The 23833-nt window shown below is 70.2% G+C and carries 18 protein-coding genes and 1 pseudogene; 6 read left to right on the plus strand and 13 right to left on the minus strand.

Annotated elements, in window-relative coordinates:
• Positions 1–534 precede the first annotated feature (534 nt).
• Positions 535–1129: pseudogene (locus ACIBO8_RS00960) on the plus strand (hypothetical protein); the annotation flags it as partial.
• A gap of 1945 nt (positions 1130–3074) precedes the next feature.
• Here the strand turns inward: ACIBO8_RS00960 and ACIBO8_RS00965 are convergent.
• Positions 3075–4043: a D-alanine--D-alanine ligase gene (locus tag ACIBO8_RS00965; RefSeq protein WP_396113031.1), complete on the minus strand. Its 969-nt coding sequence runs from the start codon at positions 4041–4043 to the stop codon at positions 3075–3077.
• Positions 4040–5341: a PLP-dependent aminotransferase family protein gene (locus ACIBO8_RS00970; protein ID WP_396113032.1), complete on the minus strand. Its 1302-nt coding sequence runs from the start codon at positions 5339–5341 to the stop codon at positions 4040–4042. The genes ACIBO8_RS00965 and ACIBO8_RS00970 overlap by 4 nt, the downstream gene beginning before the upstream one ends.
• Positions 5342–5677: 336 nt before the next feature.
• On the opposite strand from ACIBO8_RS00970, the gene ACIBO8_RS00975 reads away from it, so the two are divergent.
• Entirely contained in the window at positions 5678–6334 is a 657-nt protein-coding gene (locus tag ACIBO8_RS00975; RefSeq protein ID WP_396113033.1) for a GNAT family N-acetyltransferase, read from the plus strand.
• Positions 6335–6365: 31 nt separating this feature from the next.
• Here the strand turns inward: ACIBO8_RS00975 and ACIBO8_RS00980 are convergent, their stop codons facing one another.
• The 8 genes from ACIBO8_RS00980 to ACIBO8_RS01015 all read right to left on the minus strand — a co-directional run bounded on the left by ACIBO8_RS00980 (position 6366) and on the right by ACIBO8_RS01015 (position 15554).
• Positions 6366–7517: an N-acetylmuramoyl-L-alanine amidase gene (locus ACIBO8_RS00980; RefSeq protein WP_396113034.1), complete on the minus strand. Its 1152-nt coding sequence runs from the start codon at positions 7515–7517 to the stop codon at positions 6366–6368.
• Between the two features lie 161 nt (positions 7518–7678).
• The gene (trxA, locus tag ACIBO8_RS00985) at positions 7679–8002 is read right to left on the minus strand and encodes a thioredoxin (protein WP_199513240.1); all 324 of its coding nucleotides are present in this window, start codon (positions 8000–8002) and stop codon (positions 7679–7681) included.
• Positions 8003–8016: 14 nt separating this feature from the next.
• Entirely contained in the window at positions 8017–8976 is a 960-nt protein-coding gene (trxB, locus tag ACIBO8_RS00990) for a thioredoxin-disulfide reductase (RefSeq protein ID WP_396113035.1), read from the minus strand.
• Between the two features lie 141 nt (positions 8977–9117).
• On the minus strand, positions 9118–10242 hold the full coding sequence (locus tag ACIBO8_RS00995) for a hypothetical protein (protein ID WP_396113036.1): 1125 nt from the start codon (positions 10240–10242) through the stop codon (positions 9118–9120).
• The gene (gene sigM, locus ACIBO8_RS01000) at positions 10239–10991 is read right to left on the minus strand and encodes an RNA polymerase sigma factor SigM (protein WP_396113037.1); all 753 of its coding nucleotides are present in this window, start codon (positions 10989–10991) and stop codon (positions 10239–10241) included. Before sigM ends, ACIBO8_RS00995 begins: the two co-directional genes overlap by 4 nt.
• A gap of 43 nt (positions 10992–11034) precedes the next feature.
• Complete coding sequence (locus tag ACIBO8_RS01005) at positions 11035–12594, minus strand: protein kinase family protein (RefSeq protein WP_396113038.1); 1560 nt, start codon at positions 12592–12594, stop codon at positions 11035–11037.
• Between the two features lie 179 nt (positions 12595–12773).
• Positions 12774–14612, minus strand: a complete 1839-nt coding sequence (gene murJ / locus ACIBO8_RS01010; RefSeq protein ID WP_396113039.1) for a murein biosynthesis integral membrane protein MurJ — start codon at positions 14610–14612, stop codon at positions 12774–12776.
• 51 nt (positions 14613–14663) lie between these two features.
• Positions 14664–15554 carry a hypothetical protein gene (locus ACIBO8_RS01015; protein ID WP_396113040.1) on the minus strand — a complete coding sequence of 297 codons (891 nt, stop codon included), beginning with the start codon at positions 15552–15554 and terminating at the stop codon, positions 14664–14666.
• Positions 15555–15827: 273 nt separating this feature from the next.
• Here ACIBO8_RS01015 and ACIBO8_RS01020 point away from each other — a divergent pair, with 273 nt between their 5' ends.
• The gene (locus ACIBO8_RS01020; RefSeq protein WP_396113041.1) at positions 15828–17258 is read left to right on the plus strand and encodes a CCA tRNA nucleotidyltransferase; all 1431 of its coding nucleotides are present in this window, start codon (positions 15828–15830) and stop codon (positions 17256–17258) included.
• Between the two features lie 41 nt (positions 17259–17299).
• Positions 17300–17758: a methylated-DNA--[protein]-cysteine S-methyltransferase gene (locus tag ACIBO8_RS01025; RefSeq protein ID WP_396113847.1), complete on the plus strand. Its 459-nt coding sequence runs from the start codon at positions 17300–17302 to the stop codon at positions 17756–17758.
• A 3-nt stretch (positions 17759–17761) separates the two neighbouring features.
• Here ACIBO8_RS01025 and ACIBO8_RS01030 read toward each other — a convergent pair whose 3' ends face one another.
• The 3 genes from ACIBO8_RS01030 to ACIBO8_RS01040 all read right to left on the minus strand — a co-directional run bounded on the left by ACIBO8_RS01030 (position 17762) and on the right by ACIBO8_RS01040 (position 20100).
• Positions 17762–18319: a hypothetical protein gene (locus tag ACIBO8_RS01030; RefSeq protein WP_396113042.1), complete on the minus strand. Its 558-nt coding sequence runs from the start codon at positions 18317–18319 to the stop codon at positions 17762–17764.
• Between the two features lie 63 nt (positions 18320–18382).
• Entirely contained in the window at positions 18383–19462 is a 1080-nt protein-coding gene (locus tag ACIBO8_RS01035; protein ID WP_396113848.1) for an inositol-3-phosphate synthase, read from the minus strand.
• Positions 19463–19482: 20 nt separating this feature from the next.
• Complete coding sequence (locus ACIBO8_RS01040; protein WP_396113043.1) at positions 19483–20100, minus strand: PadR family transcriptional regulator; 618 nt, start codon at positions 20098–20100, stop codon at positions 19483–19485.
• Positions 20101–20333: 233 nt separating this feature from the next.
• Here ACIBO8_RS01040 and ACIBO8_RS01045 point away from each other — a divergent pair, with 233 nt between their 5' ends.
• Together ACIBO8_RS01045 and ACIBO8_RS01050 are read left to right on the plus strand one after the other, a co-directional pair.
• Positions 20334–20804 (plus strand): DUF5318 domain-containing protein, encoded by a 471-nt coding sequence (locus tag ACIBO8_RS01045; protein WP_396113044.1) that lies wholly within the window; start codon positions 20334–20336, stop codon positions 20802–20804.
• Positions 20805–20993: 189 nt separating this feature from the next.
• Positions 20994–23765 (plus strand): transglycosylase domain-containing protein, encoded by a 2772-nt coding sequence (locus ACIBO8_RS01050; RefSeq protein WP_396113045.1) that lies wholly within the window; start codon positions 20994–20996, stop codon positions 23763–23765.
• Positions 23766–23833: the final 68 nt, after the last annotated feature.

Here is a 23833-nt window from a genome sequence, read left to right on the forward strand (position 1 = left end):
TGCCGGGTGCCGGGTGCCGGGTGCCGGGTGCCGGGTGCCGGGTGCCGGGTGCCGGGTGCCGGGTGCCGGGTGCCGGGTGCCGGGTGCCGGGTGCCGGGTGCCGGTTTCACGTGAAACGGAGCCGCCGTCGGCAAGTTCGGCTGGCCCGATGGAGGGTGGGCGGTGGTCCGCGCGGGTCAGAGGTCGCGCCATTGAGCGAGAGCTAGAGATCGGCGGGAAGGAGTATCCACATGGTGTGCGCAACCGCTGTTGACGGGCGGCGTGTGCGGAGTTTCACGTGAAACAACACCGATGTGGCGGCCGCTGTCCACGGCAGTATCCACAGGGTCGGCAACGCTGCGACATGGTGTTTCACGTGAAACGGGGCGGGCTGTGGATAACTTCTGTGGATAACTTTGCCGGCGGCGTAGCCGTTGGAGGCGGTGATCGACTTCTACGCGTCAGGGCCCGTCTGAACGGTGGAGGTTCGGCTGCCGGGTCCGGTGAGAAATTGACCCGGGACAGTGCCGTGTCGCCTGCACTAGGGTCAGCCTCGTGCCCGAGAGCAGCTCCTCGCTTCCCGACTTCACGCGTTGGCCTTCGTTCCCGTTCGAGGGCGATCTGCGAGTCAAGCACCTCGCTCCCCCGGTCGAGGTCGAGCCTCCTCGCAGCGGTGAAGACGCCGCCGACTGCGTTGCCTGCAATACGCCTGACGATGCGTACATCTGGGTGAGTGAGCGGTGGCGGGTTCGAGCCATGGATCGGCCGACCGGGCTGCCCATGGTTCTCATCTTGGAGTGCCGTTCCCACCTCGACCTTGGTGACCTCCCGAACCTCCTGGCGGCGGAGCTCGGGGTGATGACAGTCCGCCTCGAGCGCGCCGTTCGCTCGCTCGACGGTGTGGCTCGGGTTCACGTGAATCGGTGGGGTGACGGTTCGGCTCACCTGCACATGTGGTTCCTCGCGCGCCCGTACGGCCGGCTTCAGCTGCGCGGCACCTTCCTCTCCCTGTGGGACGACATTCTCCCGGTGATTCCCGAGGAGCAGTGGCGCGGGAATCTCGCGCTTGTCGCCGCATGGCTGGCTGAGTTCGGGGGACGTGCCATCGCTGAACCGCCTCACATCCATTGGGAGACCCCGGCCACCTTCAGCGATCAGGTACCCGCCGACACCGCCTCGTCCGAGAAAGCCGCCGTCGCGTCCGACGAGGGCACCAACCCGTCTGCGGAGGGCGCCGCCAAGTTGCCGGGAGAAGAGGCGGCCGCTTCCGACGAAGGGACTGCCGAGTCCGTGCACGGGGCAGCCGGATCCGGGCAAGGGGCTCCGGAGTTGTCGGACGGTAGTGCTGGCTCCGGGCACGGGGCAGCCGAGTCCGCGGACGGCGGTGCTGGGTTCGGGGAAGGGGCAGCGGAGTCCGCGGACGGTAGTGCTGGGTTCGGGGAAGGGGCTGCCGGGTCCGGGCACGGGGCAGCGGAGTCCACGGACGGCAGTGCTGGGTTCGGGGAAGGGGCAGCCGGGTCCGGGCACGGGGCAGCCGAGTCCGCGAACGGCAGTGCTGCGTTGGAGGAAGGCGCAGCCGGAAACGAGGAATGTGCCACGGCCGCCGGGAACGGCGCTGTTGCATCCACAGACGGTGCCGCGGCCGAAGCGCGCGCCGCCGCGCCAGGGAAGGACTTCGCCGCGGATGAGGGTACCGACACCACGTTGGAGGAGGACGCCGAGCCGACGGCGGACCTTGCTAACCGCGTCTCACTCACTGCGTCTGGCGGGCCGATCGCATCCGGCGCGAGCGCTGTGTCTGGGGGCGCTATCGCCGGCGACGAAACCGTCGAAGGTGATGGCCCTGCAGGCGCGCCTTCAGAGTCGGCGTTCGGCGACGCGACGGCGGCCGACGCGCACAGCGCGGCAGTCGGCGAAGTAGAGGCAGTGCATGGCGGCGGGGGAATCGCTGAGGCGGACGCGGTACTCAATGCCGACCGCGCCGGCCAAGCCGCCGAGGCACGCGGAGGCGAGCATGTCGGCGAAGAGCTTGCGGCTCTCGACGACGAAGGCGGCGGCGCGTCGGAACGAGTGGTAGTGGACGAGAAGGCCGCCACGGATGACGAGATGGTCGACGCCGCGGATGCGGTCGGGGGCGATGAGGCGGTGGGCGGCGCCACAGGTGGAGGGGTGGTCGATAGCAGGGGCGCGGGCGCTGACGTCGCGAAGTTCGAGGAGAAGCGAGTACGGACCTTTGACGACGGTGAGACACGGGACCTGTCTGCATACGCGAGAAGGCTTGTCTCGGCTGGAGACGATGAAGCGGATTCGACACTGTCCCCCGCCACGCGAGTAGAAGTTTCAGGGAGCGCCGACAGTGGCGGTGGCGACCGCATCGACGGCGACGCCGCTCATGAATTCATCGCTGGCGAGGACTCCGCCGGGGACACCAGCGGTGAGAGCGATGCTGCGCGCGAAGCGGCGGCCAATGGTGAAGCTGCGCGCGACGCGACCGCCAATGGTGGTGCTGCTCCTGACTCCAGCCCCCCTGCCAGGACGTGACAGACGCCGGTGGATTCGCTCCGGACGATCACGGCTCCTCCCACGACCACGACCACGGCCGCGACCACGACCACGACCACGACCGCACGGCGGGTAGCGATACAAGCCTCGCTGTCCGGCTCAGCGAACCGCCGATCCCGCCGCCGACTCGAGTCGGTCGCAGGATCTGTCTGCGGGCTGAGGTCGGTGCGATGTCGGCCTGGGGAGGCTGGCTGAAGCGGATACGCCGGCCGAAGTGTTAGGGCTGGCGGAAGCGAGCCCCGTCGAAAGCGGGCAGCGAGCTCGAAGTGCGGGGCGCCGCAGCGCCTGAAAAGGTCCGGGGCGTGGACCGGCTCCACCAGCCGAAGAACGGGTCGCTGGAGGGAACGGTCCGGCTCGAAGGAGATCAGGTACCGGGATGGCCGGCCGGGCCGACATATCCAGCCGAGCATTGTGCCCAGACCCGATGTCGGCTCAAGCCGCCGCCCGGATGCGCCTGAGCAATCTGCAACGACATGGGCCCGAGGACCGGCCACCGAAAAGAACGACAGCGGCCACGCAGGGCCGGTCGGGACTCACCCCCGAGCGACAGCCCGCCCGACCAACCGCTCCAACATCTTCCCGAAGTCCAACCCCCCGGCCTGAGCGGCCAAAGGCAGCAAAGAAGTCTCCGTCATCCCCGGTGACACATTGACCTCCAGCACGTGCGCCACCCCGTCCGCATCCACGATGAGGTCGACCCGGGAAAGGTCCCGCAGCCCCAACGCCTCATGCGCCGCCACCGCCGTGGCCGCCACCGACTCCGACACCGCCGGCGACAACCGTGCCGGGGTGTGCCACGTCGTCAGGCCGGCCGTGTATCGGGCTGCGTAGTCGTACACGCCGTTCCGGGGCACGATCTCCACCGCCGGCAGTGGGACCGGTCCCTCCCCCAGGTCGATCACCGATACCGCCACGTCCATCCCGGCGACGTACCGTTCGACGAGTGCGGTCGAGTCGTACGCGAAGCAGCCCACCATGGCCGCGGGCAATGCTCTTGCTTCGCGGACCACTGCTGCTCCCAGGCCCGATCCGCCTTGGGCCGGCTTCACCATCAGCGGCAGGCCGAGTCGGTCGGCGATCCGGTCGAGGACCGCGACCGCGCCCAGCTCCGAGAAGCGGTCGTGTGGAAGGGCAACCCAGTCGGGGGTACGGATGCCCTTCTCGCGAAGCATCGACTTCGCCGAGGGTTTGTCCCAGGCGAGGCGGGATGCTGCCGCCGTGCAGCCGACGTACGGGACTCCGCACAGGTCGAGGACTCCGCGGAGCGACCCGTCCTCACCGGTCGCCCCGTGGAGCGCGATCACCACCGCGTCCGGGGGGTCCTCCTGGAGCAGTGGCAGCAGTGATACGTCCGCGTCGCGCATCTCCGCCGACAGGCCTGCGGAGCGCAGGGCGTCCAGGACTCGGCGGCCCGAGCGCAGGGATACGTCTCGCTCGTAGGACAGGCCGCCGGCGAGGACGAGGACGTGCGGTTCTGTGGACGTACCCATGGGGGTGATCATGCCAAGTCGGGACCGGGAGCGTCCGCGGCGGCCGGGCCACGACGGCGGTGGGGGGTTGTCGGGCCGAAGACCTCGCGCATGGCGAGCTCCTGTTCCATGACGCCCGCCAGGCGGCGTACGCCTTCGCGGATGCGGGCGGGTGGCGGGAACGAGAAGTTGAGGCGCATGTTGCCGGTGCCGGTACCGTCCGCGTAGAAGCCGGTGCCCGGGACGTACGCGACGCGAGCGGCGATGGCGCGCGGCATCATCGCCTTGGAGTCGAGGCCGTCGGGGAGGGTGGCCCAGACGAAGAGGCCGCCCGAGGGGCGGGTCCAGGTGGTGCCCGCCGGCATCAGGTCCTCGAGGGCGTCGAGCAGGGCGTCGCGGCGTTCGCGGTAGATCTCGCGGTAGGACTTGATCTGCTCGCGCCAGGGCATCGTGGACAGGTACTGGGTCACCGCGCCCTGGGCGAAGGCGCTCGGGCACAGGATGTTCGCCTCGCTGGCCATGACCAGCTTTTCGCGTACGGCATGGGGAGCCAGGATCCAGCCCACCCGCAGGCCCGGCGCGAAGGTCTTCGAGAACGTGCTCAGGTAGAAGACGCCGTCGCGGCGGCGGGCGCGCAGCGGTCGCGGCGCCTCACCCTCGAAGCTGAGCGTTCCGTACGGGTCGTCCTCGATCACCAGCAGCCGGTGCCGCTCGCAGATGTCGAGGATCTCCTCGCGGCGTTCCTCGGTGAGCGTGACCCCGGCCGGGTTCTGATAGGTCGGGATCGTGTAGAGGAACTTGGCCCTCCCACCTGCCTCTGCTATCGCCGCCTCGAGGGCCGCGGGGACCAGCCCGTCGGCGTCCATGGCGACGTGGCGCACCTGTGCCTGGGCGGCCTGGAACACGCCGAGTGCGCCGACGTACGTCGGGCCTTCGGCGAGCACCACGTCGCCCGGGTCCAGGAACAGCCGTGCCACCAGGTCCAGCGCCTGCTGTCCGCCGACCGTGACCACGACGTCGTCGGGGGACGCGCCGTTGGAGGCGTCGATCCCGGACAGGGTCATGACTTCGCAGATGCGTTCGCGGAGCTCGACCGTGCCCTGGCCGATGCCGTACTGGAGACTGGTCGTGCCAAGTTGGGAGGCGAGCCGGCCCATCATGTCGCCGACCGCGTCGAGCGGCAGGGCGGCGATGTACGGCGACCCGCCGGCCAGCGACACCACCTCGGGACGGCTGGCGACGGCGAACAGGGCGCGGATCTCGGAGGTGGTCATCCCCCGTACGCGGCGCGCATAGCGATCCGTGTAGTCGTCTTGAGTCGTGCCGGTCATGCGGCTTCACCTCATCCGTAAGCTGGACACATCGGCGTCCATGCTAAACAGCGGACGCATAGGGGTACCTCTCCGAACCCAGCCAGCGGGACAGCCGCCCGGCCACCTGCGCCGGCTCGGCCGCTGCCCGGCGGTCGCAGCGGAAGCCGCCTCAGCCGCAGGAGGCTCAGCGAACCGCCGCCGATCACGGCCAGACGTGCCGGAACACCCGTTGGAGTCCGATCCGCTCCCGTTCAAGGCGAATGCGGCGTAGGATCCGTCCGGGGGCGCGGACGAGCACGTGAACAGGACCGTGCCGCAAGTCCGGAATCTCACCGACTTCTCGAGGGGTCCCGCATGTCGCGACGCCTGGTCAACCTGACCCTCGACACGCTGGAAGACCTGCCCCGGCCGTGCCGCGGCTGCGTCTTCTGGGAGCTGGATCCGGTGTCCGCCGAGCGGGCCTGCGCGACCGGCGATCCCGGGCTCGAGAAGGAGGCGTGGGTTTCCCAGACGCTGCTCGAGTGGGGTTCCTGCGGCAAGCTCGCGTACGTCGACGGCATGCCCGCCGGGTTCGTCATGTTCGCCCCGCCGGCGTACGTGCCCCGGTCCATGGCCTTCCCCACCTCGCCGGTGAGCGCCGACGCGGCCCTGCTGATGACCGCGCACGTGGTGCCCGCCTTCGCCGGGGGTGGGCTGGGACGGATGCTGGTGCAGGGCGTCGCGCGTGACCTGACCAAGCGGGGGATCAAGGCGATCGAGGCCTTCGGCGACGCCAAGTTCGGCGAAGAGGGTGAGGGCTGCGTCGCGCCCGTCGACTTCTTCCTGTCGGTGGGCTTCAAGACTGTACGCCCGCACCCCCGCTATCCGCGGCTGCGTCTCGAGCTGCGCACGGCGCTGTCCTGGAAGTCCGACGTCGAGTACGCGCTGGAGAAGCTGCTCGGCTCGATGAGCCCGGAGACGCTGCTCCGCCCGGTCCGGCCGGTGACCGCCACGAGCACGTCGGACAGCTGAGGCTGCGACGGGCCCGAACCGCCACGGGCCCCTAGGTGTTGCGCGAGGCGAGCGCCAGTCGCAGCTGCCGCACGTCGATCGAGCCGGTCGGCACGTCCGCCTCCACCGGGAAGTACATCCGCTGCACAGCCGCGAGGATCGCCTCGACGATCTGCTCCCGGAACAGCGGGTCGACGAGGCGCTCCCGGTCCACCGGCGAGGTCAGGTAGCCGAGGTCCACCCGTACCGCCGGCATCTGCGTCAGGCGCAGCAGCTCCCACGTCTTCGCGTGGATCCGGCAGTCGCGCATGCCGGTGCGGACCACGACCTCGCGCTGGACCAGGTTGGCCAGCCGCTCCCCCACCGTCGAGGTCGCGCCGTTGCCGGTGCCGTAGTGGTAGCTGGCCACCCCGTCGGCGGTCGGCGTCTCCTGCCCGTCCAGGTGCAGGGAGATCAGGAGGTCGGCGCCGAGGCTGTTGGCGAGGGCCGCGCGCTCCTGGCCGGTCATGGCCTGGGTCGGTGCGGGACCACGGGTCAGGTGCACCCGCATGCCCGCCGCGGCGAGCCGGCCTTCGAGGCGGGTGGCGATGTCGAACACCAGGTCCGCCTCGGTCCAGCGCAGCTGCCCGTCCGGTACGACCACGCCCAGGTCGTCCGCGCCGCCGTGGCCCGGGTCGATGACGATGGTCTTGCCGACCAGGCTGGAGCCGGACTGCCGGAACGCCTCGGCCTCGCGCAGCCAGTTGGGGCGGCCGCCGACGACCTTGCGGCCGAGCCGGCGCAGCGCCTTCATCGTCTGGGGGCCGCAGGAACCGTCCGGCGTGAGGCCGACCTCGCGCTGGAACTGGGCGACCGCCCGGGCCGTACGCGGGCCGTAGATGGCGTCCGCGCGGCCGGTGTCGAAGCCCATCTCGAGCAACCGCTCCTGTAGGGCGCGGACGTCCTCGCCCACCAGCGACGTCGGCACCGAGTGGAACAGCGTCCGCGCCCCCAGCTTCCACCGGGCGCCGTCCAGCGCCGACCAGGTCTCGGGGCCGACCAGCCCGTCGACGCCGAGTCCGCGGCTCTGCTGGAAGGCCCGTACGGCGGTTTCGGTGGCCGGGTCGAACACGGTGCCGCCGGTTTCCAGGAGGTCGAGGCCCACCAGGATCGACCGGATCTCCTCGACGGCCGGTCCGGTGTCTCCACGTCGGATCGAGCGCACGCGCGGCTCCTAGGAACTGAGGGGGAGGTGCAGGGGACAACTTCCGGAGCGTACTCCTCGTCGTCGCGGGTGGCCCGGCGTCGAAGTGCGCTCCGTGCGTCGCATCACGAAGAAACAACGCCCCGCATCCGGCGGGATGCGGGGCGTTGCGAAGAGCCTGCTCAGAGCGCGGACTCGATGAAGTTCACCAGGGCGCCCTTGGGCTTGGCCCCGGCCACCGAGTTGACCGGCTCGCCGCCCTTGAAGAGCGTCAGCGTCGGCACCGACATCACCCGGTAGGCGCGGGCCGTCTCGGGGTTCTCGTCGATGTTGACCTTGACGATCTCCACCTTGTCGCCCATCTCAGTGGCGATCTCGGCCAGCAGCGGGTCGACCTTCTTGCACGGTGCACACCATTCGGCCCAGAAGTCGACAAGTACCACCTTGTCGGACTGCAGCACGTCACTGGCAAAAGTGGCGTCGGTGACGGCCTTGGTTGCTCCCACTAGGACCTCCTGGTCTACAGCTCTACGAATGATGCGATGAAGCGCTCGGCGTCCAGCGCGGCGGCGCAGCCGGTGCCGGAGGCCGTGATGGCCTGACGGTAGGTGTGGTCGACCAGGTCGCCGGCGGCGAACACGCCGGGGATGTTGGTCCGGGTGCTCGGGTGGTCGACCTTGACGTAGCCCTCGTCGTCCAGCTCGATCTGGCCCTTGAAGAGCTCGCTGCGCGGGTCGTGGCCGATGGCGACGAACACGCCGGTGACGTCGAGGACCTTGGTCTCCCCCGTCTGCGTGTCGCGCAGTCGGGCGCCGACGACCTTGCCGTCCTCGCCGAGGACCTCCTCGACCACCGAGTTCCACTCGACCTTGATCTTCGGGTTGTCGAGCGCGCGCTTCTGCATGACCTTGCTCGCCCGGAACGAATCCCGGCGGTGCACGATCGTCACACTCTCGGCGAAGCGGGTGAGGAAGGTGGCCTCCTCCATCGCGGAGTCGCCGCCGCCGACCACGATGATGTGCTGGCCGCGGAAGAAGAACCCGTCACAGGTGGCACACGACGAGACACCGTGGCCGAGCAGCTCCTGCTCGCCGGGCACGCCCAGCGGCCGCCACGCCGAACCGGTGGAGAGGATGACGGCACGGGCGAAGTACTGCTTGTCGCCGACCCACACCGTCTTCAGTCCCTCGGTGCCGGCCGCGGTCGGCTTGTCACCCAGCTCGACCCGGGTGGCGTCGTCGGTGATGAACTCGGCGCCGAACCGCTCCGCCTGCTTGCGCATGTTGTCCATGAGCTCGGGGCCCATGATGCCCTCGGGGTGACCGGGGAAGTTCTCGACCTCGGTGGTGGTCATCAGGGCGCCACCCGACTGCACGCCCTCGATGACCAGCGGCTGCAGGTTGGCCCGGGCCGCGTAGAGCGCCGCGGTGTAACCGGACGGTCCCGAGCCGATGATGATCAGGTTTCGGACCTCGTCCACTGCCGACTCCTCAGTCTGGGTTCGCCGGGGCACCGGCGACGTCGCACGCTAGAACGTCATGGTAGGAGAGCAACATTCCCCCGCGTCATGGGCATGTGGGCCCCGGCATAGTGGGGGTCCTCACCAGGGGCGGGAGTCCGCTCAGCCTACCTTCGCCGTACCCAGCTCGTGAGCGCCGGAACCGGGCGCGCCACAGTCCGCGCCGGTGGCCCAGACCCACTGGCCGTTGCCCGCGGTGAACTGCACGATGAGCGCCGGCGTGCCGTCGTACTTGGCGTAGTCGACGCTCTGCGCGGTGATCGGACCGGCGCCGTTCGCACCGGAGATCGCGTCGAGGCAGGCGAGCAGCGCCTCCTGCACCTTCAGGCGGTTGAGCGGGTCGTTCACGTCGGCCATCGCGCCGGCGCTCGGCTTCGCCGCCTTGCCCTGCGCCCCCGACTCCCGGGGCTGCGGCAACGCGGTCAGCGGCTCCGGCGCCGTGCTCCCCGACTGGTCGCCCACCCCCGGCGCGGCCATCGCCCGCATGGCGGCCTGAGGGAGAGTCTGCTGGTCGTAGTCGGTGCCGCTCGCCGACACCTGCCCGGGACCGGCCGGCAGAGCGAGCGCGCGCCCCGCCTCGGGCGCCGCCTGCCCCCCGGCCGACGTCGCGGACTCCTGCGACTCCCCAGTCCCGAACTGCTGAATCCCGAACCCGAGGAACGCCACGAGACCGGCCGCGATCCCGACCGGCGCAGCCCACCTCAACCGCCGGGCCCGCTTCCGGGCCGTCGTGGGCTGAGCATCATCATTCGGTACGGCGACCAGATGCCGCCCAGAAGCAACACCATCGTCCGTCGTCAGGGCACGAGCAGGCCCGGCAGCCGCACCGCCGGCGTTCGCATCGACGGTGACCGGCCCGGAGTCACCGCGGACCGCGGCGACAGTCCGGCCGTCGCTCGTGTCGACGGCGAACGTCGTCACGCGGTCGCTCGTGTCGCCGGCGGAAGCAGCGCCGTCTCGCGCATCGCCGACGGCAGTGCTTGAGAAGGCGGCGTCGAGCCGGGAGAACACGTCGGCCGGCATCGGCTCGGGCTCCTCGCCCCAGGCCTGCAACGCGGCCGTCATGGCGCCGGTGGCCTCGACGAGATCCGCGTGCGCCCGCCGCCAGCCCGGGTGACCGACGATCAGGGCGGCCACCACCGCCTCGTCCGGGGTGCCGTCCAGCGCGCCGCCGACGTAGTCGGCCAGCAGGTCGAAGTCGACCTCGCTGAACTCTGCCCCGGTCACGCCTGCTCCCCTCTGTCACCCGAAGCCGGAAGCGGCCCCGACGCCGGAAGCGGCACGGTCGCACCCGACCCCGATGGGACGCGCCCCGCGCCTGCGGGGTTCCCACCGTGTCCATCGTCTTTCCCCGTGGCGGCGCCACCCGGTCCGGCGGGCCCCGATCCGATCCGGAGATGCCCGAGCGATTGCGCCATCCGGGCCCGCCCTCGCGCACACCTGCTCTTGATCGTGCCCTCCGCAACCCCGAGGATCTCGGCCGCCTCGACCACCGGATAGCCCTGCACGTCCACGAGCACCAGTGCGGCCCGCTGCTCCGGCGGCAGGGCGGCCAGCGCGGCGCGTACGACCAGGGCGGTGTCATGGTCGTGGACCGGGGCGGCCGGCTCGGGCCGGGTGCCGGCTCCGCCGTCGTCGGTGTGCGTACCGTCCGGGAGGGGCACCGTGGGGTGGGCCTGCCGGCGGCGGATGCGGTCGAGGCAGGCGTTCACCACGATCCGGTGCAGCCAGGTCGTGACCGCCGAGTCACCCCGGAAACGGGCCGCGCCCCGGTGGGCCGACAGCAGCGCGTCCTGCACGGCGTCGGCGGCTTCCTCGCGGTCACCGATCGTGCGCAGGGCCACGGCCCACAGCCGGTCGCGATGCCGTCGTACCAACTCGCCGAACGCCGCGGGATCGCCTGTGACATGGGCGTGCAGCAGCTCGGCGTCGGTGGCGTCCGAATCCGTACCGCCGCGCGTACGGCCAATAGTCACGTCAGCAATGTAGCCGAGCGGCACCGCACGCTGGGAGTCCGCCTCAGTCGGTGGCGTAGACCTCGATGTTGGTCACCTTGACCTTGTAGCCGCCGGCGCCGTCGTCCGCGGGCGGCAGGTCGCTCAGGAAGACCAGGAGGTACTGATAGGTCTGCGAGTCGTCGGCCGGGAAGATGGTGTTCGTACCCTTGGTCTTCTCGGTGTCGCCGTCGCCGACCTTCTTGTACTTCTTGACGATCTGCTCGTCACCCGACGAGGTGTCGCCCGGGTCGGAGTCGCCCGAGCGGATGTCCATGGCGATACCCGGCGCGGAGGCCTCGACCCGGATCTCGCTCACGTGGCGCGGCGAGCCGAGGTTGATGAGGACGCCCATGCCCGGCTTCAGGTTGCCGAAGTTGGAGCGGTTCTGGAAGCGCTGCGTCTCCCAGCCGGTCTCCGTGCTGTCGTCGACGGTCAGCGCGGCTTCGCCGGTGTCGTTGCGCTCGCCCTTCGGCGGGTCGACGATGCGGACCATCTTGGCCGTGAGCGGGATCTTCTTCGGCGCTCCCTGCGGATCCCCACCCGGCTTGCCGGGGGTCGTCGCATTGCCCTGGTTGCCGCCCTGCGGTCCGGCGCCCGCCTGGGTGGTGCCGCCGCCCTGCTCGTGGCCGGAGTTGCTGATCGCCCGGATGCCGAAGATGAGGCCGACGATCGCGATGACGACCAGTGCCGCGATGCCCAGCACGATCTTGCGGGTGCTGCGGACCGGCTCGGCCGAGGTGCCCTGGGTGAAGCGCAGCGGACCGACGTCCTCGTACTCCTCCTCGGCGGCGTCGAGGCGGGCCAGCTCAGCGGCGAGCGCGTCCGCCTCCGGGGTCGCCACCCGCTTGTCGAGAAGATCCATCGTGAGGTCGTCGAGGTATGCCGGGACACCCGCGCGGATCTGGCGCGGCGCCGAGAGGGCGCCGTTGCCGTCGCGCATGGCGTCGGGCAGGGCGGACGTGCGACCGATCTCGGCTTGCGGCCAGTGCCCGGTCAGGGCGAAGTAGAGGATGCCGCCGACCGCGCGGACGTCGGACTCGGTGCTGTCCGCCGAGTCGGCCCGGGCGTCGGCGAGAACCACGCGGCCGTCGTCGCCGATCAGCGTCGTGCCGGGGTGCACGTTGCCGTGCACCATGCCGGTGGCGTGCACGGCGGCGAGCGCATCGGCGATGGAGTGGGCGATCGCGGTGGCGCGGGCGGGGTCGAGCGGGCCCTCCTGGGCGACCATCTCGCGCAGCGCCTCGCCGTCGACCCACTCACGGACGACGTAGGCGCGCTGGCCCTCGTCGATCGCGTCGTAGACGCCGACCAGATTGGGGTGGATCACGCGGCTCGCATCGACCGCCGCCTGCAGCATCTCGGTCGCGGACTCGCCGCCGGGGTACCGCAGCACGACCGCGACGGGCCGCCGGAGAATGACATCGATGCCCCGCCAGACCTGCCGGCCAGCACTGTCGTTGTTGACGTGCTCCTCGAGCTGGTAACGCTCGGCCAGGATCTCACCGACGGTGGGCGCACCGAAGGTCATGACCGGTCCGGCCTCGTCGGCCGCGGTCTCGTGGCCTTCGCCGACCTGGGTCACCCGTCCTCCCTCGGTGAGTCCGCACGTGTCGCCCCCGACCTTACCCGCCCATGGCCAAGGTCCCACAGGTCATCCCCGGGCGCGGCACCCGTCCGAGGCCGTACGCCGAGGCTGTTCGAGCCGCTCGGCGGCGATAAAAAAGCTGTTCAGAGGGTTATCCACAGGGCTGTCCACAACCACTAGCGCCCGAGTTTGCGGCGCACCATCCCGACGACCTGATTCACCTCGTGGACCTTGAACAGGGTAGCCGCCACGAGGTACGCCAGCATGATCGCCCCACCGCCGATCACGACCTGCAACGCGGCGGTAAGACGCCCGGGCGTGTCGCCGCCGGGGAGGAAGTGCACGACCAGCAGGCCGGCGGCGGTGGCGACGGCCGCGGCGGCGACCACCTTCACCAGGGCGCCGGCCACCGACCCGAGGTTCAGCCGGCCGATCCGGCGGCGCAGCACCGCCAGGGAGATGAGCGCCGAGACGAGGTACGAGACGGCGTTCGCCGCGGTCATGCCGGCCGCGGCCAGCGACTGCGACAACACCTCCGAGAGCACGAGATACCCGATGATCCGTACGGCCACCACCGGCAGATTGATCAGCGCGACCGTCTTGTTGCCCTGCAGCGAGTAGAAGGCGTAGGTACAGAGGTAGCTCACGGACAGCGGGATCACCGCGAACGCGGCGACGACCAGGACGCGGCCGGTGGCGAACGCCTGGTCGTAGTTGAGCGCCCCGCCCTGGAAGAGCGTGACCGCGATCGGTACGCCGAGTACGCCGTACGCGACGGCGATCGGTGCCAGGGCCGTGGTGGTGAGCCGGATGCCGCGGCTTAGGTCGGCGCTGACGTCGGCGTACCGGCCCTCGGCGGCGGCCGAACTCATCTTGGGCAGCAGAGCGGTCATGACCGAGACGCCGACGATGCCGTGCGCCATCATCGTGAGCAGGAAGACGTTGTTGAACGCCAGGGTGCTGGCCTTGCTGCCGTCGGACACCCCGCCGAGGACCCGGACCACGAGGAACACGGCCAGCTGGTTGGCGCCGACGTAGCAGAGCATCCAGCCGGCGAGCCGGCCGATCTCGCCCAGGCCGAGCGCGCGCGGCGCCCACCGCCACCGCCACGAGAAGCCGACCTTGCGCAGCGCCGGGAGCAGGCCGAGCGCCTGCACCACCATGCCCAGCAGCGTGCCGCCGCCGATGAGCAGGATCTCGCCGGTGCTCATGTTCTCCGGCTTGGGTCCGGCCGTACCGAAGACCGTGATGAAGACGCCGCACGTCGCGATGACGACGAGGTTGTTGAGAATCGGCGCCCACATCGGCGCTGCGAAATGCCCGCGGACGTTGAGCACGGCCGCGATGAGCGCGGACAGACCGGTGAAGAAGATGATCGGCAGGATCAGGTACGCCAGTGCCGTGACCAGATCGCGGTAACCCGGAGTGGTGCCGCTGCCGGACTGGATCCAGGTGATCACCCCGGCACCCGCGGTGACCAGCACCGTGGCGAGGCCCAGCGAGACCACGGCGAAGGTCAGCAGGCGTTGGGTGAAGAGCTCCCCGGCGTCCGGGTCCGCCTTGCGCCGCCGGACGAGCAGCGGGATCAGGACGCTGGAGAGGATGCCGCCGAGCAGCAGCTCGTAGATCTGGTTCGGCAGGAACTGGGCGCTGGTGTAGGCGTCGCCGACGCCCGCACCGAGCGTCATGCCGATCAGCATGTTGCGGACGAAACCGATCAGCCGGCTGACCAGGCTGCCGGCGGCCATGATGGCGCTGTTGCCGGCCGTGCTGCGGCTTTCTTCGGCGGGCCCTTCCTCGGCCGGCTCCTCCTGCGTGGCCGTGCTGCCGTAGACCGTGCCGCCGCCGGAGGACTCGACGACCGCCGGCGGGATGACCTCGGGCGGGAGGGCCTGGTCGGCGGCCGCGGTGGGCAAGGTGCCCGTGCTGTCGACGGAGATCAGCATGGCGCCGTCGGACGGCTCCGGCTCACCGTCGGGCGCGGCGTGCGCGCTGCGGTACAGGCCGCCGCTCACCAAGACCTCCCCAGGGGTACGGACACAGAGGCCACCCTAGCCAGGCCGTGCTCAGGTGTGATGCCGGACCAGGGTCCCGGGCGGCGCGCCGGCGAGCGTCTCCACCATCCAGCAGGCCTCGAGCGGTACGAGCGGCTCGCTGAGCGCGTCGAGCACCGTCGGGTGATCGCAGCCGGCCTCGGTCAGCACCCCGAGCAGCGCACGGACCGGACCCAGGTCGCCGGTGTCGGCCATGTGGCGGGCGAGCGGGCGGACGTCGGCGTACCACTGCTCCTCCGGCAGGCGGGACAGCCGGCGTGCGGCCCGGCGTACCAGCTCGGCAAGCCCTTCGTGCGGAAAGCGTGAGCCGGCCCGGACCTGGAGGTGCGCCGGAGCCGGCGCGGTGTAGGCCGCGATCGCGGCCTCGTCGAGGACTTGCGGCGACGGCGACGGCGGCTGCGGCCACCAGTCGTCGCCCGCGAACAACGGAAGCGGCGTCTGTTCCGGCGTGACCGGCGTGGGCTGCGGCACATCGCGGCGCAACGACCGATATGCGGCTTCCCGCACCGCCGCGACCGCATTCGCGTCGTCGTCTGCGGTGGCCGGCGCGAACGGGCCGAGCAGCGCTACGACCAGCCCGGGATGCGGCAGCGTCGGATCCTCCAGGGCGATCACCCGGGCGCAGAGGTCGAGCTCGTGCCAGCGCAGCGCGGCGGGATAGGGCCTCCCGGGGGCCGACCAGCCCAGCTGCACCGGCTCGCTGGTCGCGGGCTCGCGCAGGCCGAGCGTCTGCTCGCCGGTGAGCAGGTCCAGGTCGAGGACGAGGCCGTACCCGCCGGTCACCGGCAGGTTGATGCGCAGCTCGGCGGGCTCGGCGTCGTCGGTCGCGCTGCCGTCCGCCCGCAGGCGGGACCAGAAAGCAGGATCCTCACTGAGGCGGCGCAGCGCCTCGGGTACGGGCACGCCCCCATCCTGCCCGTTGCGATGCGTGACCGCCACGATCCGGCCCTACCCACACCCATAAGCGGACTGGAGGCTCCCGTCCGACGACCCCACCCACCACCCATAAGCGGACTGAAGGCTCCCGTCCGACCACCCCACCCACCACCCGCAAGCGGACTGAAGGCTCCCGTCCGACCACCCCACCCACCACCCGCAAGCGGACTGAAGGCTCCCGTCCGACCACCCCACCCACCACCCACAAGCGGACTGAAGGCTCGATAGGCTGGTCGTCCCATGTCTGTGTTGAGTACGGCCCAGCGCAACGCCGTTCAGGAGCTGTTGCGGGTCTCCCCCGTTGCCGACGAGCTGGGGCGCCGCTTCGGCGCCGCCGGCCATGAGCTGCACCTCGTCGGCGGCTCGGTGCGGGACGCGCTGCTCGGCAAGCTCGGCGACGACCTCGACTTCTGCACCGACGCCCGGCCCGAGCAGACGCTCGACCTGGTGAAGGGCTGGGCGGACGCGATCTGGGAGACCGGCCGCGAGTTCGGCACGATCGGGATCCAGAAGGACGGCCTCCGGCTCGAGATCACCACGTACCGGGCCGAGGCTTACGACGGTGTCACCCGCAATCCGATCGTGGAGTACGGCGACAACCTCCTCGACGATCTGCGCCGCCGCGACTTCACGATCAACGCCATGGCGGTCAGCCTGCCGGGGCACGTCTTCACCGATCCGTACGGCGGCCTCGAGGACCTGGCGGCGGGCTTGATCAGGACGCCGTCGCGGCCCGAGGAGTCGTTCGGCGATGATCCACTTCGGATGCTGCGCGCCGCCCGGTTCGCGGCGAAGCTGAAGTTCACTGTGGACCCGGCGGTGCTCGCCGCCATGCGGACCATGGCCGCCGACCTCGACCGGATCACCGCCGAGCGGATCCGCGACGAGTTCACCAAGCTGCTGTGCGGGCAGGATCCCCTGGCCGGCCTGCGGCTGCTCGTGGACACCGGGCTCGCCGACCGCTTCATCCCGGAGATCTCGGGGCTCAAGCTGGAGATCGACGAGCACGCGCAGCACAAGGACGTCTACGAGCACACGCTGATCGTGGTCTCCAACGCCGTACGCCTCGAGGGCGACTCCGGGCCCGACTTCATCCTGCGCATGGCGGCGCTGATGCACGACGTCGGCAAGCCGGCCACCAAGGCGGTCGGCCGTGACGGCCGGGTCAGCTTCCACCATCACGAGGTGGTCGGCGCCCGCCTGACCAAGCAACGGATGAAGGCGATGCGCTACCCCAAGGACGTCACGTCCGCGGTGGTCGAGCTGGTCGCACTGCACCTGCGCTTCTACGGGTACGGCCGCGGCGAGTGGACCGACTCGGCCGTCCGCCGCTACGTCACCGACGCCGGCGAGCTCCTCCCCCGGCTGCACAAGCTGACGCGTTCCGACTGCACGACCCGGAACCGCCGCAAGGCCGCGGCCCTGGCCGCCGACTACGACGCGCTGGAGGAGCGGATCGCCCGCATCCAGGCCGAGGAGGACCTGGCCCGGGTCCGCCCCGACCTCGACGGCAACGCGATCATGGAGCTCCTCGGTGTGCCGCCCGGCCCGGTCGTCGGTCAGGCCTGGCGCCACCTCAAGGAGCTGCGGCTCGACCGCGGGCCGCTGGACCGGGACGAGGCGGAGGCCGAGCTGCTGCGCTGGGCCCGGGAGCACGGCCACATCTCGTAGTTGTCGTACCCCGGGAGCACAATCGGCTCGTGCGGCTCCTCATGGACTCCCCGATCGGCCCGCTCGGCATCGCGCTCGACAACGGGACGGTGATCGGCGTCCGCTTCGGCGCCCCGCCCGGCTGGGCCGGCGGAGAGCAGACGGTTCATCCGGTGCTCGACGAGCTCGCGGGCTACTTCGCCGGCACGGTGACCGACTTCGTCGTGCCGGTGGAGATGCGCGGAGGGTCGGACTTCGAGCGGGCGGTGTGGGGCGAGATCGCCCGCATTCCGTACGGCGAGATGCGCACGTACGGCGCGATCGCGACGGCCTTGGGCGACCCGGGGGCGGCGCGGGCGGTCGGCACGGCGTGCAACCACAACCCGGTGCCCGTGATCGTGCCGTGCCATCGGGTGGTCGGCGCCGGCGGCAAGCTGGTCGGCTTCGGCGGCGGCTTGCCCCGCAAACGGCAGCTGCTCGAGCTGGAGGCGCGGGTGGCGCTGGAACGTGCCTGGAGTTGACCGTCAGCAGGAGCCGTCGGTGTTCCTAGGTCCCAGTTCGAACGTGGGTCCGGTGCTGGGCAGCGTGCCGTAGACGCAGGCCGCTCCCACCATCCCGGTGAAGGAGAGATCCGGGCGGACGACCGCTTTCAGTCCCTCCTGAGCGAGATGGTCGCGCAGCCGCTGCTGATCGAGGTCGCCGTTCGCGGCCAGGAGGTTGAGCTGGGGGCGCAGCAGCCGCACACAGGCCTCCGCGGCGGGCAGGGCCCGGGCCGGAACGGGCGCGCGCTGGGGCGTCGGGCGATCGGCGGCCCGGAGGGCCTCCTCCGCACGCTTCTGTGCCTCGCTGAGAGACGTCGCCGGCCTCGGAGCGGCGGAACGGCTGATGGGCTGGTCGCCGCAGTGCGCAACTTCGGTGCCCGGCGCCACGGCGATCCGCGAGTGGTACGGCGTGGGCACCTCGATGCTCGCCTCCAGCTTTGCGCCGGCTGTGGGCGTACCCGTGGGATCGCCGGACCGGGCGCAGGCCGCGACGGATGCGACCAGGCCCAGCGCGACGAGCGCTGCCGGGAATCGGGCCATGCCCGCAGGATATCGGCAAACGCCGAAGGCCGGACCGGCGAGCGGTCCGGCCTTCGTGAGAGATCAGCGCTCGATCTCGCCCTTGATGAACGCCTCGACGGCGGCGTGCGCGTCGTGGTCGTTGTACTGCACCGGCGGGCTCTTCATGAAGTAGGAGCTGGCGGAGAGGATCGGGCCGCCGATGCCGCGGTCCTTGGCGATCTTCGCCGCGCGGACCGCGTCGATGATCACGCCGGCCGAGTTCGGGGAGTCCCAGACCTCGAGCTTCAGCTCCGCGTTCAGCGGGGTGTCGCCGAAGCTGCGGCCCTCGAGCCGGATGTACGCCCACTTGCGGTCGTCGAGCCACGGCACGTGGTCCGACGGGCCGATGTGCACGTCGCTCTTGACCATCTCGTGCGGGATCTGGCTGGTGACCGACTGGGTCTTCGAGATCTTCTTGGAGACCAGGCGGTTGCGCTCCAGCATGTTCATGAAGTCCATGTTGCCGCCGAAGTTGAGCTGGTACGTGCGCAGCAGCTCGACGCCGCGGTCCTCGAACAGCTTGGCGAGCGCGCGGTGCACGATCGTGGCACCGACCTGGCTCTTGATGTCGTCACCGACGATCGGCAGGCCCGCGTCCTCGAACTTCTTCGCCCAGACCGGGTCCGACGCGATGAAGACCGGCAGGGCGTTGACGAACGCGCAGCCGGCGTCGATCGCGGCCTGCGCGTAGAACTTGTCGGCCTCCTCGGAGCCCACCGGCAGGTACGACACCACGACGTCGACCTCGGCGTCCTTGAGCGCCTGCACGACGTCGACCGGCTCGGCCGAGGACTCCTCGATGATCTCCCGGTAGTACGTGCCGAGGCCGTCGAAGGTCGGTCCACGCTGGACGGTGACACCGGTCGGCGGCACGTCAGTCAGCTTGATCGTGTTGTTCTCGCTGGCGACGATCGCCTCGGCCAGGTCCATGCCGACCTTCTTGGCGTCCACATCGAACGCCGCGACGAACTTCACGTCCGAGACGTGGTAGTCGCCGAAGGTCACGTGCATGAGACCCGGAACGCGGTCGTTGGGGTCGGCGTTGCGGTAGTACTCCACACCCTGCACGAGGGATGAGGCGCAGTTACCCACACCGACGATGGCGACGCGGACGGAGCCCATCGCGTTTGCCTCCTTGTTCATCACGGCCGGTCCTGGTGCGGAGCCGGTACTTCGGGGGGTGCTCCTGCCGCCTGATCGGCGGTGGAGGTGGTGGTAGGGGTACGGCCGGAGCGCTCGTTGGTGATGAGCTCCTCGAGCCAGCGGACCTCGCGCTCGCAGGCGTCCAGTCCGTGTCGCTGCAGTTCGAGCGTGTACGCGTCGAGCCGGTCCCCGGCGCGCGACAGCATGTCCCGCAGGCCCTCCCGCCGCTCCTCGATCCGGCGCCGGCGCCCCTCGAGGATGCGCAGGCGCGTGGCGCGGTCGGTGCGGGAGAAGAAGGTGAAGTGCACGCCGAAGCCGGCGTCGTCGTACGTCTCGGGCCCGGCCTGGGCGAGCAGATCGGCGAACCGTTCCTTGCCCTCGGCAGTGATCTTGTAGACAACCCGGCCCCGTTTGCTGGTCATCGGCGGCACGATGTCGGTCTCGGTGGCCTGTTCGCTGATCCAGCCGGCGGTGTGCAGCCGCTTCAGGGTCGGATACAGGGTGCCGTAGCTGATGGCGGCGCGAATGGTGCCGAGCTTGGTGGCAAGCTCCTTGCGCAGCTCGTAGCCGTGCATCGGGGTTTCCTGGAGGAGGCCGAGGATCGCCAGTTCCAGCATTCAGGGCCACCTCCTCCCTGGTTGTGGAGCATCGAAGCATTCGATGTATCGGGCCGATACATCGTCACCGTAGAACGGCGGGGGTGGCGATGGCAAGGCGTTGTGACGCTGGTTGCCCGGGATGCCCGCCTCCGCCCGCTTAGCTGCGGCGCGTCGGTGATGGTGAGCTGTCGCCACGCCACGCTGCGTGATGGCGGTCGCCGTTCGGGGGCCGACCGCGTACTCTCTTCGCCATGCGCACGCAGCGGCAGGTCGTCGACTACTCGCTACAGAAGCGAGCGCTGCTGCGTGACCTGCACAACGGCAAGATCGGGACGCTCGAGGTCTGTGACGCCTCGCCATACCTGAAAAACGCAGCTCGGTTCCATGGCGAGCCGACGGAGGAGCGCTGCCCGGTCTGCCGCCGCGACAACCTCACCTTGGTGCACTACATCTACGGCGACGAGCTGAAGCAGTCCGCCGGCCAGGCCCGCAAGCTCGCCGAGTTGCCGGTCCTGGCAATGACACTGCGTGAGTTCCAAGTCTTCGTGGTCGAGGTGTGCCAGACCTGCGCGTGGAACCATCTGATCGAGCAGTTCCTGCTCGGCAGGGACGCGCTGAGCACCGACGAACCGCCAAGGGGCGCGGCGGCTGCCGCCTCGTCCGCCTCGGGCCGCCACCGCGAGACAGGGTCGTCGTCACATCGCCGGGAGGGCAGACAGTGATCGCCCTCAACGTCGCTAACGTTGACGCGACCCCGACCGATACGGGCATCCAGCGCCGCAATCGGTCATTCTTGACATCCGACAGGGCGGCTGCGGGGATGCAGCCCAGAATGTCCGCTTGTGGCAGTGCCGGCCGGAGTCCCTCCAGGGCTTCCCGGGCACGCCACCGCGACCGGCAGGTGTAACCGAATGAACTCGTACGGCGATCCGCAGTCTGCGCGTGCCCGGGCCCGAGTGCCCGGGCCGTCCGCTGCTTCCGCGCCTGACGACGACCCGTCCGGCTACGACGAACGCCCCGGGCCGGACGCGTACCGGCGCCCGGCGGGTGGCCGCGCCTCCGTCGGTGGTGCCGCGCCACGTGGCGCCGCGACGGTCGGCTCCGCCTCGGTGGGTGGCCGCGCCTCCGTGGGCGCCGGCCGTGCGTCCGTGGGGGCCGGGACCGGCTCGGTCGGCTCCGCCCGGGTGGGTGGCCGCGCTTCGGCCGCCGCGCCCGTCGCCGCCGCGCCGGGACGGGCCTCCGTCGCCCGCGCCGCGGTGCGGCCGGTGTCCCCCGCCGTCGGTGGCTTGGGCCCGGACGGTCCCGACATGCACGGCCGCCGGGGCGACGCGCAGAAGATCCTGACGAAGGCCGCCAAGCGGCGCCGCCGTACCAACATCCTGACCGCCGCGGCCGCCGTGGTGGTCATCCTGCTCGGTGTGGGCGTCGTGGGCGGCACCTACTTCTTCGACGACGTCGAGCTGCCGCCGCAGAAGGAAGAGGCGCAGACCAACGTCATTCTCGACTCCAAGGGGACGGTGCTGGCGAAGCTCGGCGACCAGAACCGTACGGTCGTGCCGCAGCCGAAGATCAACAAGGTCGTGCAGTACGCCGTCGCCGCCGCCGAGGACAAGAACTTCTACCGGCACAACGGCATCGACATGAAGGGCATCGTCCGCGCCGCGTGGAACAACTTCACCGGCGGCGACACCCAGGGTGCGTCGACGATCACCCAGCAGTACGCCCGGCACGCCGCCGACCTCAAGGACATCAGCTACAACCGCAAGCTCCGCGAAGCCGTCATCGCCCGCAAGCTCGAGTCCCGGTACACCAAGGACGAGATCATGGGCATGTACCTGAACTACATCTACCTCGGTGAGGGCAGGTACGGCATCGAGGCGGCGGCACAGGGCTACTTCGGCAAGTCGGTGCTGACCCCCGCGGGCGACAAGAACGCGATCACGCCGTACGAGGCGGCGGTGCTGGCCTCGATCATCAAGCAGCCGGAGCCCACCGCCACGCACAAGGGCTACGACCCCAACTACAACCTCGTGGACGCCAAGGGACGCTGGGAGTACACGCTCAAGAACATGCTCGAGGAGAAGTGGATCACTCCCGAGGTGTACGCGGCGCGCAAGTACCCCACCGTCAAGAAGCCGACCAAGAACAGCTGCAAGACCTGTGCGGCCGACAAGCCGGTCGGCATGATCATGCGGCACGTCAACGCCGAGCTCCGCGAGATGGGCATCTCCGAGGCCGACTTCCAGCGCGGTGGGCTGACCGTCACGACGACGATCGACCCTGAGGTGCAGAAGGCGGCAGAGGAGGCCGGCTCGCGCAAGAGCAAGGACTCGCCGATGCACGACAAGCCGTCGAGCTACCAGGCGGCGGTGATCGGCATCGACCCGACCACCGGCCGGGTGCTCGGCTACTACGGCGGCGACAATCCTGACGGCACGGACTACGGCAGCTACATGAACGGTGAGGGCACCGGGTTCAGCGGTCGCGGTCAGTCCGACGGATCGACCAACAAGATCTATACGCTCGCCGCCGCCCTGCGCGAGGGCATCTCGTTCGACACGATCTGGGACAGCACGAAGACGCGCGCCAACGGCCGGAAGATCAATAACGCCGGGGCGGACCCGGGCACGATCTGTGGCGGCAAGATCAGGAACTGTGACCTCGAGACAGCAACCGTCAAGTCGTACAACTTCCCGTTCTACTGGATCGCCGACGGCATCGGCCGGACGAAGGTCATCGAGGCCATGCGCGACGCCGGCATCCAGCACCTGTGGCCGGACAACGGCCCGGTGGTCGACCTGAGCAAGCCCGACAAGCGGACCTGGGAGAGGAACTTCGACAACGAGGTCGCCTTCGGCCAGTACCACGTGGTCCCGCTGGAGCACGCCGAGGGCGTGGCCACCATCGTCAACCAGGGTGTTCACAACAAGGCGCACTTCATCAAGACCGTCACCTCGGTGGACCCGGACACCGGCAAGAAGCAGATCAAGAAGCAGGAGAAGCTGACGCCGAAGCGGGTCTTCGACAAGGACCAGATGTCCGACCTCTCGGGCGTCATGGCGAAGATCCCGGCACACGCCGGCAACACCCTGCGCAACGGCCGGCCGGCGATCGCCAAGTCCGGCACCTGGGAGTTCGACGACGGCAAGGACAACCACACCGGTAGCGGTGACACCTGGTTCGTCGGCGGCATCCCGCAGCTGGCCGCAACGGTGTGGGTCGGCGGCCGCGACAACAAGGTCGAGCTCAAGGACAACGGCGGCGACATGTTCGGTTCCGGCACGCCGGCCGACATCTGGGAACAGTTCATCGACAGCGTGACCAAGGCGCTGGACATGAAGCAGGAGAGCTTCCCCGAGCGCGTCCACACCGGTGACCCCCACAGCCAGTACGCGAACGGTGTGGAACCGCCCCCGCCGCCGGTCCAGCAGCCGGACCAGAACCCGACCTGCCAGTTCCTGCCGCAGCTGTGCCAGAACAACGGTGGCAACAACGGCGGTAACAACAATGGCGGCGGCAACAACAACGGTGGTGGCAACAACGGCGGCGACAACGGGGGCGGCGACAACGGCGGCCAGGACGGCGGCACCATCACCTTCCCGGGCGTACCGGGAGGCGGCGGTAACGACACCGGCACCGGTGGCGGCCAAACCGACGGCAACAACGCCGATGACGGCGGCTGACCGCCCGATGATGTGAGGAAGAGCCCGTCGCCCCAGGCGACGGGCTCTTCCGTGTTCCGGGGTACGCG

Source organism: Actinoplanes sp. NPDC049681 (genome assembly GCF_044465265.1).
Taxonomy (GTDB): Bacteria; Actinomycetota; Actinomycetes; order Mycobacteriales; family Micromonosporaceae; genus Actinoplanes.

Bases quoted from the DNA above. Each gene is read 5' to 3' on its own strand.
- ACIBO8_RS00965 (WP_396113031.1), bottom strand. From the start codon at position 4,043: ATGATCACCCCCATGGGTACGTCCACAGAACCGCACGTCCTCGTCCTC.
- ACIBO8_RS00970 (WP_396113032.1), bottom strand. From the start codon at position 5,341: ATGACCGGCACGACTCAAGACGACTACACGGATCGCTATGCGCGCCGC.
- ACIBO8_RS00975 (WP_396113033.1), top strand. From the start codon at position 5,678: ATGTCGCGACGCCTGGTCAACCTGACCCTCGACACGCTGGAAGACCTG.
- ACIBO8_RS01020 (WP_396113041.1), top strand. From the start codon at position 15,828: ATGTCTGTGTTGAGTACGGCCCAGCGCAACGCCGTTCAGGAGCTGTTG.
- ACIBO8_RS01025 (WP_396113847.1), top strand. From the start codon at position 17,300: ATGGACTCCCCGATCGGCCCGCTCGGCATCGCGCTCGACAACGGGACG.
- ACIBO8_RS01030 (WP_396113042.1), bottom strand. From the start codon at position 18,319: ATGGCCCGATTCCCGGCAGCGCTCGTCGCGCTGGGCCTGGTCGCATCC.
- ACIBO8_RS01035 (WP_396113848.1), bottom strand. From the start codon at position 19,462: ATGGGCTCCGTCCGCGTCGCCATCGTCGGTGTGGGTAACTGCGCCTCA.
- ACIBO8_RS01040 (WP_396113043.1), bottom strand. From the start codon at position 20,100: ATGCTGGAACTGGCGATCCTCGGCCTCCTCCAGGAAACCCCGATGCAC.
- ACIBO8_RS01045 (WP_396113044.1), top strand. From the start codon at position 20,334: ATGCGCACGCAGCGGCAGGTCGTCGACTACTCGCTACAGAAGCGAGCG.
- ACIBO8_RS01050 (WP_396113045.1), top strand. From the start codon at position 20,994: ATGAACTCGTACGGCGATCCGCAGTCTGCGCGTGCCCGGGCCCGAGTG.